Origin of the sequence: Salipiger sp. (assembly GCF_048261495.1) — a bacterium.
In the GTDB taxonomy this organism is placed as follows: Bacteria; Pseudomonadota; Alphaproteobacteria; order Rhodobacterales; family Rhodobacteraceae; genus Salipiger.
This window is the reverse complement of the sequence record NZ_JBLXFX010000008.1, coordinates 111,293-124,820: the sequence shown is the minus strand read 5'-3', so window position 1 is coordinate 124,820 and position 13,528 is coordinate 111,293. Positions and strand designations below refer to the sequence as shown.

Annotated in this window: 12 protein-coding genes; 6 read left to right on the top strand and 6 right to left on the bottom strand. The window is 67.3% G+C overall.

Translation table 11 applies throughout. The features are described from left to right. Positions 1-52: 52 nt before the first annotated feature. A complete protein-coding gene (locus ACN0RJ_RS16700; RefSeq protein WP_417724972.1) occupies positions 53-826 on the bottom strand; it encodes a 3-hydroxybutyrate dehydrogenase in 774 nt (257 codons plus the stop codon). A 341-nt stretch (positions 827-1,167) separates the two neighbouring features. Here ACN0RJ_RS16700 and ACN0RJ_RS16695 point away from each other — a divergent pair, with 341 nt between their 5' ends. From ACN0RJ_RS16695 to ACN0RJ_RS16675, 5 genes are all read left to right on the top strand, one after another. Next, complete coding sequence (locus ACN0RJ_RS16695; protein ID WP_417724971.1) at positions 1,168-2,985, top strand: extracellular solute-binding protein; 1,818 nt, start codon at positions 1,168-1,170, stop codon at positions 2,983-2,985. Between the two features lie 55 nt (positions 2,986-3,040). Next, positions 3,041-3,157, top strand: coding sequence for an entericidin EcnA/B family protein (locus ACN0RJ_RS16690; RefSeq protein WP_417721646.1), 117 nt, complete (start codon positions 3,041-3,043; stop codon positions 3,155-3,157). 176 nt (positions 3,158-3,333) lie between these two features. After that, positions 3,334-4,029: a response regulator gene (locus ACN0RJ_RS16685; protein WP_417721647.1), complete on the top strand. Its 696-nt coding sequence runs from the start codon at positions 3,334-3,336 to the stop codon at positions 4,027-4,029. A gap of 43 nt (positions 4,030-4,072) precedes the next feature. After that, positions 4,073-5,245, top strand: a complete 1,173-nt coding sequence (locus ACN0RJ_RS16680) for an FIST N-terminal domain-containing protein (protein WP_417724970.1) — start codon at positions 4,073-4,075, stop codon at positions 5,243-5,245. Positions 5,246-5,250: 5 nt separating this feature from the next. Beyond that, complete coding sequence (locus tag ACN0RJ_RS16675; protein WP_417721756.1) at positions 5,251-7,467, top strand: PAS-domain containing protein; 2,217 nt, start codon at positions 5,251-5,253, stop codon at positions 7,465-7,467. A gap of 84 nt (positions 7,468-7,551) precedes the next feature. Here the strand turns inward: ACN0RJ_RS16675 and ACN0RJ_RS16670 are convergent, their stop codons facing one another. Continuing rightward, positions 7,552-9,123, bottom strand: a complete 1,572-nt coding sequence (locus tag ACN0RJ_RS16670) for a helicase HerA-like domain-containing protein (RefSeq protein ID WP_417724969.1) — start codon at positions 9,121-9,123, stop codon at positions 7,552-7,554. 407 nt (positions 9,124-9,530) lie between these two features. Between ACN0RJ_RS16670 and ACN0RJ_RS16665 the strand changes: the two genes are divergently transcribed. After that, positions 9,531-10,208 carry an invasion associated locus B family protein gene (locus tag ACN0RJ_RS16665; RefSeq protein WP_417721650.1) on the top strand — a complete coding sequence of 226 codons (678 nt, stop codon included), beginning with the start codon at positions 9,531-9,533 and terminating at the stop codon, positions 10,206-10,208. Between the two features lie 42 nt (positions 10,209-10,250). Here ACN0RJ_RS16665 and lpxB read toward each other — a convergent pair whose 3' ends face one another. From lpxB to fabZ, 4 genes are read right to left on the bottom strand one after another with little or no spacing between them, the layout of a single operon-like run. Then, entirely contained in the window at positions 10,251-11,426 is a 1,176-nt protein-coding gene (gene lpxB, locus ACN0RJ_RS16660) for a lipid-A-disaccharide synthase (RefSeq protein WP_417724968.1), read from the bottom strand. After that, entirely contained in the window at positions 11,426-12,217 is a 792-nt protein-coding gene (locus ACN0RJ_RS16655; RefSeq protein WP_417724967.1) for an LpxI family protein, read from the bottom strand. The genes lpxB and ACN0RJ_RS16655 overlap by 1 nt, the downstream gene beginning before the upstream one ends. Before the next feature lie 4 nt (positions 12,218-12,221). After that, positions 12,222-13,007: an acyl-ACP--UDP-N-acetylglucosamine O-acyltransferase gene (gene lpxA / locus ACN0RJ_RS16650; protein ID WP_417724966.1), complete on the bottom strand. Its 786-nt coding sequence runs from the start codon at positions 13,005-13,007 to the stop codon at positions 12,222-12,224. Next, complete coding sequence (fabZ, locus tag ACN0RJ_RS16645) at positions 13,004-13,465, bottom strand: 3-hydroxyacyl-ACP dehydratase FabZ (protein ID WP_417724965.1); 462 nt, start codon at positions 13,463-13,465, stop codon at positions 13,004-13,006. The genes lpxA and fabZ overlap by 4 nt, the downstream gene beginning before the upstream one ends. Positions 13,466-13,528: the final 63 nt, after the last annotated feature.

Genomic DNA, 13,528 nt, shown 5'->3' with positions numbered 1-13,528 from the left:
GCAAACCTCCCCGGACTGTCCCCGATCCTTCGGCGAAAGATCGCGCCCGGCCTCAGAGCGCCGTCCAGCCGCCGTCGACCGAGATCGTCGTGCCGGTGATCTGCTCCGCCGCGTCCGCACACAGGAACACCGCGGTGCCGCCGATCTGCTCGACCGTGGCGAACTGCTTGGAGGGCTGGCGCGCCAGGATCACCTGCTCGACCGCCTCCTCTTCCGACAGGTTGTATTCCTTGGCGGTGTCGGGGATCTGCGCCTCGACCAGCGGCGTCAGCACGTAGCCGGGACAGATCGCGTTGGCGGTGATGTTCTCCTTGGCGGTCTCGAGCGCCACGACCTTGGTCATTCCGACGACGCCGTGCTTGGCCGCCACATAGGCCGATTTGTAGGGAGAGGCGGTCAGCCCGTGGGCCGAGGCGATGTTCACCACCCTGCCCCAGCCCGCCTTGCGCATCAGCGGCAGCGCGGCGGCAGTGCAGTGAAAGGCCGAATTCAGGTTGATCGCGATGATCGCGTTCCACTTCTCGACCGGGAATTCGTCGATGGGCGCGACGTGCTGGATGCCGGCGTTGTTCACGAGGATATCGCAGGCACCGGCCTGTTCGATCAGCGCCCGGCAGTCCTCGCCCTTCGACATGTCCGCCTTGATGTAGCGCACCTCGGTTCCGAATTCCTTGGCCATGTCGGCCGCGAGCGCGTGGTCTTCCTCGCGATCGGTGAAGGAATTCAGCACGACCTTCGCCCCGGCCGCGGCCAGGCTGCGCGCGACACCGAGACCGATGCCGGAGTTGGAACCCGTGACGACGGCGGTTTTACCCTTGAGTGACATGATGAAAATCTCCTGATGTATCCGGCGCACCATATCATGCTGCACCTGCAAGATAAGGGGGCAAGCGTCGCCTCGGTTCCTGCCCTGCGACATCGTCGACATCACGCTTTCGGGACCGCGCGGAGGTTGCAAAAGCCGCTACGAACCGCCAAAAAAAACCCCGGCACGAGGCCGGGGTTAAGTCATTGAGGCAGGTTTCATACAGGCAAGAAACCTATCGAGCAGTGCCCTCTTTATACGCCGCTTTACGCAGGAGTCCAAGCTAAAAGTTTGAAAAGGCGTAAAAGCCCCGATACGGTCGGACATCAAGAAAACAAGGGCAGTGAGGGATTGTTTCTAAAATGCAGGTCGACTTTTTCCATATGCGGCGGGTGAAGAGCGTCGCCCTTGCGTCGGTTTTCATTGCAGGATTCGCGCAGGCCGAGCCGATGCACGGAATCGCCATGTACGGCACGCCCGCCCTGCCCGCCGATTTCCCTCATTTGCCCTATGCCGATCCCGATGCACCCAAGGGTGGTAAACTCATCGTGGGCGAGGTCGGCAGCTTCGACAGTCTCAATCCGCACATCCTCAAGGGCACGACCCCGTGGATGCTGCGCTTCATCGGCTATGAATCCCTCATGGGCCGCAATTGGGACGAGCCCTTCACGCTCTACTGCCTGCTGTGCGAATCGGTCGAGACCGACGCCGACAGAACCATGGTCGAATTCACCCTGCGTCCGGAGGCGCGATTCTCGGACGGCTCCCCCGTCACCGTCGAGGACGTGATGTGGAGCTACGAGACCCTCTCGACCGAAGGCCACCCCCGGTATCTCGGTGCCTGGGCGGCGGTCGAGAGCATGGAGCAGACCGGCCCCCGCTCGATCCGCTTCACCTTCAACGTCGAGAACCGCGAACTCGCGCTCATCATCGGCCTGCGCCCGATCCTCAAGAAGGCCCAGTGGGAGGGCAAGGATTTCGCCCAGTCCGGGCTGGACGAGGCGCCGATCTCCACCGCGCCCTACATGGTGGGCGCGGTCGAACCGGGGCGGTCGCTGTCGATGGTCCGCAACCCCGATTACTGGGGCAAGGATCTGCCGTTCAACCGCGGGCTCGCCAATTTCGACGAGATCCGGATGGAGTTCTTTTCCGACGCCACCGCGCTGTTCGAGGCGTTCAAGGCCGGGGTCATGAACTCCAACCGCGAATTCAACGCCGAGAAATGGGAGACGCAGTACGACTTTCCCGCCATCACCAGCGGCGATGTGGTGAAGTCGGTGATCCCGCACGGCCGCCCCTCGGGGATCCGGGGCTTCGTGATGAACACCCGCAATCCGCTCTTTGCCGATTGGCGCGTGCGCGAAGCGATGATCGACGTCTTCAACTTCGAATACATCAACGACACGGTGACCGGGCGCCGCCAACCGCGCATCACCTCGTATTTCTCCAATTCCGAACTGGCGATGCGCCCCGGGCCCGCCACTGGCCGCGTGCGCGAGCTGCTGGAGCCCTTCGCGGAAGACCTGCTGCCCGGCGCGCTCGAAGGCTACGCCCTCCCCGAGGGGGATGGCACCGAACGCAACCGCAAGAACCTGCGCAAGGCGCTCGCCCTCTTCGAAGAGGCCGGCTGGACCGTACAGGACGGCGTGATGAAGGATGCGCAGGGTCGCCCCTTCACCTTCGACATCCTGTTGAACCAGGGCAGCGACGAAGAGGAATCGATGATCAACCTCTATGTCCAGGCGCTGTCCCGCATCGGCGTGACGCCGACGGTCACGGTGGTCGATTCCGCGCAATATACCGAGCGCACCCGCGGCTACCGCTTCGACATGACCTCCTACTGGCGGGGCCTGTCGCTGTCGCCCGGAACCGAGCAGCGCCTCTACTGGGGGTCGGAGGGGGTCGACACCCCCGGCACCTACAACTGGATGGGCATGAAATCGCCGGCGGCGGAGGCGATGATCGACAAGATCCTCGCCGCGCGTTCCAACGAGGAGTTCCTGGCTGCAACACATGCGCTCGATCGTATCCTGACCACTGGACGTTATGTCATTCCGGTCTATCAATATCCGGTGTCGCTCATCGCCCACGCGAAGGAGCTGCACTTTCCGGACCACCTGCCCGTCTACGGGGATTGGCTGGACTGGCAGGCGCAAACCTGGTGGTGGGGCGACAAGTAGGACCACGACAAGACCAAGAGGCCGGCAAACGGCCACCGGAGCAGAGCAGAAAGACATGAAACAGGCAGCAGTGCTTTTCACCCTCGCCCTCGCCCTCGCGGGCTGCGCCACCATCGACGGCATCGGTCAGGACGTTTCCAGCGCCTCGCGCAACGTCCAGAGCTGGTTCTAACCAGCCCGACCGCGCTCCGATGCACAGGCCACGGCCGGATCCTGTTCGGCCGTGACGATTTCCTGTATCCTGCTGGCACGATATGGCGTCCGCGGCCTATCCGACCTTTCGGCAAGTTACTCCGGGCGCGCTCCCGTCTATTCTGGAGCTCGGGAGCAGAGGAGAATGGCATCGGCATGATGAACGCAGTCGGAATCCTGACAGAAGGCGGCGACAACCGGGCGCTGGTGGTCGACGACCATCCGCTGTTCTGCGATGCGCTGACCCTCACCCTACAATCCCTGGCCGAGTTCGAGGAGATCCGGACCGCGGGCACGCTGGAAAAGGCGCTCGACATCGCGGCGCAGGGCGAACCGCCCAACCTCATCATCCTCGATCTCAACCTGCCGGACGTGAACGGGCTCGACGGGCTGGTGCGGCTGCGCAATGCCGCGCCGCATGCCGCGATCATCATCGCCTCGTCCATGGCCGACAACCGGATGATCTCGCACGCGCTCAAGGCCGGCGCGGACGGATTCGTGCCCAAGCATTCGCAGCGCTCGGTGTTTCGCCGCGCCTTCGAGGCGGTCGCCAAGGGCCAGGCCTTCGTGCCGGACGGCTACATCGACCCGCACGGCCCCGGGCAGGAACCGGGCCCGGACGATGCGCTCGTGCGGCTTGCCTCGCTCACCAACCAGCAGGCCCGCATCCTGAGCCTGATCTGCGAGGGCAAGCTCAACAAGCAGATCGCCTATGACCTGACCATCGCCGAAACCACGGTCAAGGCGCATGTCACGGCCATCATGCGCAAGCTCGGCGTGCACAGCCGCACCCAGGCCGTGCTGATCGCGCAGGAGGCGCGCTTCGCACGGGTCTTGCCAAACGAAGGCTGACGGCCCTATCGTCGTCAGCCATCACCAGACGGGGGGAGACAGTTTGGACGGAGCCCAGGCCAGCTCCGCAGGGGAGGAGACCCATCGGGCCGGTGCCCTGCGCGTGGCGCAGGTTTCCTGCGACGCACCCGACCCGATCACCGCGATCTCGGACCAGCTCGGGCCGGGACCGTTCGCGCTCGTGTGCCTGTTCGCCTCGCCCCGCGCCGATTTCGTCGGTCTCAACCGGGATGCCGCCGGGGCCTTCGGGAAGGCCGACGTGCTCGCCTGCACCACGGCGGGAGAGCTCGGCCGCCACGGCTACGAGGAAGGCCAGATCATCGCCGTCGCCTTCCCCTCCGCGCTGTTCACCGCCGTCTGCTACGCCATCGACCAGCTCGACCAGCTCGACACCCAGGCGGTGATCGACGACCTGATTCAGCGGCGCATGGCCCTGAACCATCGCGCCGGGGTCATGCCGTCGGAATTCTCCGTGCTGATGGTCGACGGGCTGTCCCTGCAGGAAGAGAACCTGACCTCCGTTCTGGCCTCGGGCATGGGGGCCATGCCGCTCTTCGGCGGCTCCACCGGCGACGGCACCAACTTCACCACCACCTGGCTCGGGCTGAACGGCAAGATCCGCCGCAATGCCGCCCTGCTCGCCCTGGTGCGCAGCCGCTGCCCGGTCAAGGTCTTCACCGTCGACCACCTCGTGCCGACCGAGATCCGCATGGTGGTGACCGCCGCCGATCCCGCGCGGCGCATCGTGACCGAGATCAACGCCGAACCCGCCGCGGTGGAATACGCCCGCCTGCTCGGCAAGGACCCGAACCAGCTCGACACCTTCACCTTCGCGGCGCATCCCGTGGTCGTGCGCCTCGGCGACACCCATCATGTCCGCTCGATCAAGAAGGTCGAGGGCGACGGCAGCCTGGTCTTCTTCTCGGCGATCGACGAAGGCATGGTGCTCACCCTTGCCGAACATCAGGACATGGCCCGGCATCTCGACGCCGCGCTCACCAAGCTCGGAAAGGACCGCGTGCCCGAGCAGATCCTCGGTTTCGACTGTCTGCTGCGCCGCATAGAAGCCGGGCAGTTCCAGCAGACCCGCGCGATTTCCGACATCCTGACGCGGCACAGGGTTGTCGGGTTCAACACCTACGGCGAACAATTCGGTGCCCTCCACGTGAACCAGACCCTGACCGGAGTGGCCTTTTACGCACCGGATGAAGAATGAGCCCCATGCATCTGATCAACCCGGCGGATTCGCTCGAGCGGCAGAACGCCAAGCTGATCAAGATCGCCGAATCCCTGATGCGGCGGGTCGAACACGACGCCGCTCAGTCGGGCGCCGCCTACGCCCAGTTCGAACGCGCCGCGCTGCTGGAAAAGCAGGTGCGCGAACGCACTCTGGAGCTGGAACGCACGCTCGACCTGCTGCATGAATCCAATGCCCAGCTCGCCCATGCGAACGAGGAAACCGAGGCGGCCCGCCGCAACCTCGCCGATGCGATCGAGACGGTCTCCGAAGGCTTCGCCCTCTTCGACGGCACCGACACGCTGGTGATGTGCAATTCCCGCTTCTGCCGGGATTTCCGCGACACCGTGCGCGATCTGCGCCCCGGCCTGTCCTTCGCGGACTATGTCGACAAGGTCAGCCGCTCGCGCTACCTGACGCTGCCCGACGGCGAAAGCCCGGATTCCTGGGCCCGCCAGCGGATGCGCCGCCACCAGGACCGGCGGGTGATGTTCAACGTCCGCCATTCGCAGGACCGATGGCTGCAGGTCTCGGAACACCGCACCGCCAACGGCGGCACGGTGATCCTGCAGACCGACGTGACCGACATCATCCGGCTCGAACGCCAGGAGCGGCTGAAACTCAAGGACAAGCAGACCCGGATGATCCGCGCGACGCTGGACCATCTCGACCAGGGCGTCTGCATCTTCGACGAACATGCCCGGCTCGTGGCCTGGAACCAGAAGTTCGGCACCCTCATCGGCCTGCCCGCCCGCCGCCTGCATCTCGGGGCCTCCTTCGACGGGCTGCTGGGCAAGCTCGATCACGATTTCGCCTTCCCCCGCGACGCCGACCGCGCCGCCTTCGCGCTCTGGCGCAGCCGCGACGGCGCGCACGGGCCGATCAATTTCGAAGTGACGCGCGGCAAGGGCGACGTGGTGCTGCAGATGTTCGGCAAGGGCATGCCCGACGGCGGCTTCCTGTTTTCCTGCACCGATGTGACGGCCGAACGCGAAGCGGCCCGCAAGCTCACGGAACTGAACGAAATTCTCGAACAGCGCGTGATGGAGCGCACGCTGGAGCTCGAAGACGCCCTTTCCGCCGCCGAACGCGCCAATGCCTCCAAGACCCGCTTCGTCGCCGCGGCCAGCCACGACCTCCTGCAGCCGCTCTCCGCCGCCAAGCTCTTCGTCTCCTCGCTCTCGGACCGCAGCCACAACGAGGCCGACCGCGCGGTTCTGGCCAAGACCGAATCCGCCCTCAGCTCCGCCGAACAGATCATCGACGCCCTGCTCGACATCTCGAAGCTCGATTCAGACCGGCTGAGCTTCGACATCCGCCCGGTGTCCCTGGGCGAGATCTTCCGCCCCCTGCGCGACGAGATGGGCGTTCTGGCCGCCCGCAAGGGGCTCCGCCTCTCCATCGTCGACAGCGCCCTGACGGTGGAAACCGATCCCGCCTACCTGCGCCGCGTGGTGCAGAACCTGCTCGCCAATGCCATCCGCTACACCGAAACCGGCCGGGTCGTGGTCGGCGCCCGCCGCAACGGCAGCTCCGCCCGGATCGAGGTCTGGGACACCGGCCCCGGCATCGCCGAAGAGGACCAGAGCACCATCTTCGAGGAGTTCAAGCGCCTCGACACCCGGGCCTCCACCAACGACGGCCTCGGCCTCGGTCTCGCCATCGTGGAGCGTGCCTGCGCGCGGCTCGGCCACCCGCTGGGGCTGTGGTCGGAACCGGGCCGCGGCTCCTGCTTCATGGTCAACGTGGCGCTCGCGGGCACCGCCGCGCCGGCGCGGCCCGCCGCCCTCGGCCCGGCGCGGCCCGCGGGCCTCGCCCGCGCCGGGCTGATCGTGCTGCTGGTGGAAAACGACCCGCAGCTGCGCCGCGCCATCTCGGTGCTCGTCGAAAGCTGGGGCGTCAACGTGCTCGAGGCCGAAGACGCCGCCTCGGCGCTGCAGCTGCTCGACGATCTCGACCTGACCCCCGACGCGCTGCTGCTCGACCAGCAGCTCGGCAGCGGGCTGACCGGCACCGATCTCTTCACCGCCATCACCCACCGGCTGGGCCGCCTGCCCTGCGCGATCATCTCCGCCGACCGCGCCCCGCAGCTGCGCACGCTCTGCAAGGGCCTCGACATCGAGCTTCTGCCGAAACCGCTCGACCGCCACCGTCTCGGCCAGTTCCTCAATGCCGCCGCCAATGCCATGACCGCGTCCTGACCGGTTTCTTCTGGCGGAAAATATCCCGGGGGAGTCGCCGCGCAGGCGGCGACGGGGGCAGCGCCCCCGACGATTCCTCCGCCCTCAGCGCGCCTTGAAGATCGACCCGAGGATGCCCCGCACGATGCGCTTGCCGGTGGTTCCTGACAGCTCCTTGAGAACCGCCTGGCCCAGGGCCTCCCCGATCGACTCCGGCTTGGAATAGCGGCTCGAACCGCGCCGCGTGCCGGTGGTCCGGGGCGCCGCCTTCGGGGTCGGGTCGTAGCGCCGCGCGCGGTTGTACTCGCGGATCATCTCGTCGGGCGCCTCCTCGGCCCCGCCCGCGCCGTTCTCGGCCTCCTCCGCCGCCCGAGCCGCCGCCTCCGCCCGTTGCTTCAGCATCTCGTAGGCCGAGGCGCGATCCACCGCGGTGTCGTATTTCCCCGCAAGCGGCGAGGCGGCCATCAGCGCCGCCCGGTCCTCTGCCGAGATCGGCCCCAGTTGCGACGACGGCGGGCGGATCAGCGTGCGCTGCACGATCCCCGGAATGCCCTTGCGTTCGAGCATCGAGGTCACCGCCTCCCCGACGCCGACCTCGCGGATCGCCGTCTCGGTGTCGAAATCGGGGTTGGGGCGGTAGGTCTCGGCCGCCATGCGCAGGGCCTTCTTGTCGCGCGCGGTAAAGGCGCGCAGCGCGTGCTGCACCCGGTTGCCGAGCTGGCCGAGGATGTCCTCGGGGATGTCGTCGGGGTTCTGCGAGATGAAATAGACCCCGACCCCCTTCGAGCGGATCAGCCGCGCCACCTGCTCCACCTTGTCGACCAGCGCCTTGGGCGCGCCGTCGAAGAGCAGATGCGCCTCGTCGAAGAAGAACACCAGCTTCGGCTTGTCGGGATCGCCCACCTCCGGCAGGTCCTCGAACAGTTCCGACAGCAGCCACAGCAGGAAGGTCGCGTAAAGCCGGGGCGAGGCCATGAGCGTGTCGGCCGCGAGGATGTTCACCTGGCCCCGCCCGTCCGGCGCCAGCCGCATGAGATCCGCCAGCTCCAGTGCCGGTTCCCCGAACAGCGACGTGCCGCCCTGCGTCTCCAGCACCAGCAGACGCCGCTGGATCGCCCCGACCGAGGCGGTGGAGACGTTGCCGTAGCGCAGCGACAGCTCCTTTGCGTTTTCGCCCACCCAGACCAGCAGCGCCTGCAGGTCCTTGAGGTCGAGCAGCGGCAGCCCCTGTTCGTCCGACAGCCGGAAGGCGATGTTCAGCACGCCTTCCTGCGCCTCGGTCAGCTCCAGCAGGCGGGCGATCAGCAGCGGGCCCATCTCGGCCACGGTGGTGCGCACCGGGTGCCCCTGCGCGCCGAACATGTCCCAGAACACCGCGGGCGTGTCGCGATAGTGGTAATCCTCGAATCCGATCGTGGCGGCGCGGCCGACAAAGGCCTCGTGCAGTTTGAAGCCCTCGGACCCGGCCTTGGCCAGCCCCGAGAGATCGCCCTTCACATCGGACAGAAACACCGGCACGCCGGCCTCGGAAAACCCCTCCGCGAGGATCTGCAGCGTCACCGTCTTGCCCGTTCCCGTGGCACCGGCGATCAAACCGTGGCGATTGGCATATTTCAGATCCAGTACCTGCCGCTCGCCGTATCCCGCTCCGCCGCCTCCGACAAAAATGCCGTCCATCCCGCAAATCCCCACCATCGTTTCGCCCGAGAATACAATCTTAACCAATTGGTGCCAGAGTGAAATTCGTCCGGGGTTACATGTCCTCTCCTGCTCCGGACAGACTTCCTCCCTGTCAGACTGGCCGCGCTTCCGGGCGCGGTCTTTTTTCTTTGAATCACCGGCATCGGGCTCTCAATGCCTGTTGACCGGCGCAGCAGAGTTTCGTAGCGTTCGGCCAATGACAAAGTCGGCCGGTCCGACAGGGAGCACAGGGGAAGGGGCCGCAAGGCCCCTTTTCTCGTTTCCGGACCGGTGCTTCGCGGCTTCTTGCCGTGTGCGTGAGGTCGGGTTTTTCCGGCCTGACACTGCCCGGCGCGCGTGGTAATCGGGCTCAGACTTGGACCAAAGAACTCAGGGGAGTTTACATGACCAAACCGCTTTCGTTCCTGACGGCGCTGCCGCTTGTCGCATGCCTCGCCGTGGCCCCCGCCTTTGCGCAGGACAGCGGCGCCGCTGCCCCGGCCGAGTCGGACACGACCGCAGAAGAGGCCCCCGCCGGGTCGAGCAACATCGGCGGCGGTCTGACCCTCGGCGAAGCCGACACCGCCCCCGGCGCCACCGGCACCGGCGAGCAGCCCAAGCAGCCCGAGACCTACATCAAGGCCAAGCACGGCGACTGGGATCTGCAGTGCCTCAAGGTCCCCGAGGGCACCGACGCCCCCGATCCCTGCCAGATGTACCAGCTTCTCAAGGATGCCAACGGCGGCAACGTGGCCGAGGTCAGCCTGTTCCGGCTTGCCAACGGCGGCCAGGTCGCGGCGGGCGGCACCTTCGTGGTTCCGCTGGAAACCCTGCTGACCCAGAAGCTGACCATCACCGTCGACAACGGCCAGCCCAAGCGCTACGACTTCTCGTTCTGCACGCCGGTGGGCTGTTATGCCCGCGTCGGCTTTACCGCGGATGACATCGGCCGTTTCAAGGCCGGCAAGGCGGCCAGGATCACCATCGTTCCGGCGCTCGCGCCCGATCAGAAGGTCGAGCTGTCGATGTCCCTCTCGGGCTTCACCGCCGGCTACAACGAGACCTCCGAACTGCGCCAGTAACCGCTGCGACGCCGACGATCCGCCCGGGGCAGCCCGGGCGGGTCAGGAACCTTCGGGATCCACGATGCCGAGCCCGGCAAGCACCGCGCGCGCCGCGCGGTCTCCGGGCGGCGGCCCTCCCCGGCCCAGCCTCTCCATCGTCAGACGCATCGCGCGCGCCTGCTCCTGCGGCGCCTCCAGCACCCGAAGCACCGCATCCGCGATCGGCCCCGGTCGGCAGTTCGCGCCGATGAATTCCGGGATCGTCCGGCTTTCCGCCACCAGGTTCACCAGCGTCACCGTGTCGGTGCGCAGAAGCCGCCCGATGATCTGGCGCGACAGCCAGTTCATGTCATAGGCCACCACCATCGGCGTGCCTGCCGCCGCAAGCTCCAGCGACACCGTGCCGGAGGCCGCCAGCGCCACGTCGGCGGCGGCAAAGGCCGCGCGCTTTTCGGCGCGGGCCTCCTCCGGATCGCGGCCGCGCGGGTCGATCAGCAGCGGCTGGCCCGGCAGGCGGTCGCAGAGCGCGGCCGCCAGTTCCGCGACCGGCCCGGCGGCGGGCAGGACAAGGCGCAGGTCGGGATTCATCTCGTGAAGCCGCTCCGCCACCTCGGCAAAGACCGGCCCCAGACGCGTCACCTCGGAGCGGCGCGAGCCCGGCAGCAGCAGGCAGACCGGCGCCTCGCCCAGCCCGTGCTTCAGGCGGAACGCGGCCTCGTCCGAGGGGCTGGCCTGCGGGTCCGTCACAACCGGATGACCGACGAAATCGCAGCGCATCCCGGCGGCCTCCATGTAGGGGGGCTCGAACGGCAGAAGCGCCAGCACCTGATCCACATGCGCCGCCATCTTCGCCGCCCGGCCCGGACGCCAGGCCCAGACGGTGGGCGCGACGTAGTGGCAGACCCGGATATCCGAGCCCGCCTTGACCAGCCGGGCCACCCGCAGCGAGAATTCCGGCAGGTCGATGGTCACCAGAACCTCGGGGCGCGCGTCGATCACCGCGTCCGCGGTTTCGCGGATGCGACGCTTCAGCGCGCGGTATTGCGACAGGATCTCGGTGATCCCCATGACCGAGATCTCGTCCATCGGGAACAGGCTGTCGAGGCCCTGCTCGATCATCAGCTCGCCGCCGATCCCGACGAACTCCACATCCGGCACCCGGGCACGCAGACCTTGCATCAGGGCGGCGCCCAACTTGTCGCCCGAAGGCTCTCCGGCGATCAGGAACACGCGCATCAGACCGGCCTTTCCCGTACCCAGAGGAACAGCCCCGCCTCGTCCAGCATCTGCACCACCCGCTCGCGGTCGAGCACCATGACACCCTGCGCCTCGATCACGATCCCGGCGAGGCCCGCGCGAATGGCGCCCTCGGCGGTGGCGGGGCCGATAACCGGCAGATCGGCGCGGCGTTCCTGCCCGGGTTTCGGAGCCTTGTAGAGAATGCCCGACCGGCCGGTCGCTCCGGGCAGGGTCGCGATCATCGCGTCGGTGCCCGCCTGCGCCTCGCGCGCGATCACCCGGCCGTCGCGGATCACGCAGGCCTGACCGAGATCCCGTTCGCCCTGCTCGGTGCTGATCCGGTCCCCCAGCCGCGCCGCCTCGGCAGCGTCGTCGCCGGGGGCGGCGGCGGTGGGCACGCCGGTGCGGGGCAGCAGGTCGGGCGCGGCTTCATGCGCGCCGATGACCGCAAAGCCCGCCTGTTCGACGATGGCGATGGCGATGCGCAGCGCGCCGTCGTCGCCGTGTCGCAGCGCCCGCAGCACCCGTGGCAGCAGCAGCAGCGTCGGCAGGTCCAGCGCGCTCCAGCGCAGCTCGGGGCGTGGCACCGCGCCGCACATGCAGACCCGCGTCACGCCCTGACCGCGCAGCCAGCGCAGGAAGGAGCCGAGCCGCTCGAGCCGGAAGCTGCGGTCGGGCACCAGACCCTCGGGGCGGACCGGGTCCATCGCGCAGATCAGAGGAGCGGTCGGTTGCGCGCGGGCGACCGCGCCGGGCAACGCGCCCTGCCCTGCGATCAGCGCCAGCATCGTCTCAGCCCGGCGTCAGGAAGTGGCGGTCGCTGTCGCCGAGGATGAACTCCACGATTTCGCGTACGTAGTCGCTCTGGGTCTCGTCGCCGAGCCGCCTTGCGCGGTCGGCAAAGGCACCCTCGCCCTGCGCGAGCATCTGGAACGCGGCACGCAGCGCGGTGATGTCGGACCGGCTCACGCCCTTGCGCTTGAGCCCGACGAGGTTCAGCCCGTCGAGCTTGCCGCGCGGGGCCTGCACCAGGCCGTAGGGAATGACGTCGTTCGTCACCATGGTGACCGCGCCGATGATCGCGCCGCGCCCGATGCGCACCCATTGGTGCACCCCGGACAGCCCGCCGACGATCACGTTGTCCTCGAGCACGCAATGCCCGGCCACGGCGGAATTGTTCACCAGGATCACGTGGTTGCCGATCTGCGCATCATGCGCGACGTGGCAGCCGGCCATGAACAGCCCGTCGTCGCCGACGCGGGTGACACCGCCGCCGCCCTCGGTGCCGCAGTTCATCGTCACGTGTTCGCGGATGCGGTTGCGCTTGCCGATCACGAGGCGGGTCCTTTCGCCCCGGAATTTCAGATCCTGCGGGATCTCGCCGATCACCGCGAAGGAAAAGATCACCGTCTCCTCGCCGATCTCGGTATTGCCGGTGAGGACCACGTGGCTTTTCAGCTCGACACGCGGGCCCATCACGACATCGGGGCCGACATGGCAGAACGGTCCGATGATGCAGCCCTCGCCGATCTGCGCGCCGGGCTCGACCACGGCGCTGGGATGGATCTGCGCGCTCACGCGGGGAGGTCCATCATGGCGGTGAACTCGGCCTCGGCGGCCATTTCGCCATCGACCTCGGCCACGCCCGAGAATTTCCAGACCTTGCCGCCCGGCTTGCCGCGCTTGGTGGTGAGTTTCATCTTCAGCACGTCGCCGGGGACCACCATTCGGCGGAACTTGCAGGCGTCGATGGCCATGAAATAGACCTTCAGCTCCTTGTCCGCGAGGTCGATCGCCACGCCCACCATCACCGCCGCCGTCTGGGCCATCGCCTCGATGATCGTGACGCCGGGCATGATCGGCTTGCCGGGGAAATGGCCCTGGAAATGCGGCTCGTTCATGGAGACGTTCTTGATCCCGACGGCAGAGTTGTAGCCGTCGATCTCTTCCACCCGGTCGACCAGCAGGAACGGGTAGCGATGCGGCAGGATGCGCTGAATGAGCTGGATATCCGCGCGAAGCAGGGTCTCGGTCATCGGAAACCTTTCGTCAAAGACTGTTGCCCTGTCCCTAGCAACCGGCGCGCGCCGGGGCAAGCA

What these genes read in the sequence shown, in the direction of transcription:
- ACN0RJ_RS16700 (WP_417724972.1), bottom strand. Translation starts at nt 826, where the DNA reads ATGTCACTCAAGGGTAAAACCGCCGTCGTCACGGGTTCCAACTCCGGC.
- ACN0RJ_RS16695 (WP_417724971.1), top strand. Translation starts at nt 1,168, where the DNA reads ATGCAGGTCGACTTTTTCCATATGCGGCGGGTGAAGAGCGTCGCCCTT.
- ACN0RJ_RS16690 (WP_417721646.1), top strand. Translation starts at nt 3,041, where the DNA reads ATGAAACAGGCAGCAGTGCTTTTCACCCTCGCCCTCGCCCTCGCGGGC.
- ACN0RJ_RS16685 (WP_417721647.1), top strand. Translation starts at nt 3,334, where the DNA reads ATGATGAACGCAGTCGGAATCCTGACAGAAGGCGGCGACAACCGGGCG.
- ACN0RJ_RS16675 (WP_417721756.1), top strand. Translation starts at nt 5,251, where the DNA reads ATGCATCTGATCAACCCGGCGGATTCGCTCGAGCGGCAGAACGCCAAG.
- ACN0RJ_RS16670 (WP_417724969.1), bottom strand. Translation starts at nt 9,123, where the DNA reads ATGGACGGCATTTTTGTCGGAGGCGGCGGAGCGGGATACGGCGAGCGG.
- ACN0RJ_RS16665 (WP_417721650.1), top strand. Translation starts at nt 9,531, where the DNA reads ATGACCAAACCGCTTTCGTTCCTGACGGCGCTGCCGCTTGTCGCATGC.
- lpxB (WP_417724968.1), bottom strand. Translation starts at nt 11,426, where the DNA reads ATGCGCGTGTTCCTGATCGCCGGAGAGCCTTCGGGCGACAAGTTGGGC.
- ACN0RJ_RS16655 (WP_417724967.1), bottom strand. Translation starts at nt 12,217, where the DNA reads ATGCTGGCGCTGATCGCAGGGCAGGGCGCGTTGCCCGGCGCGGTCGCC.
- fabZ (WP_417724965.1), bottom strand. Translation starts at nt 13,465, where the DNA reads ATGACCGAGACCCTGCTTCGCGCGGATATCCAGCTCATTCAGCGCATC.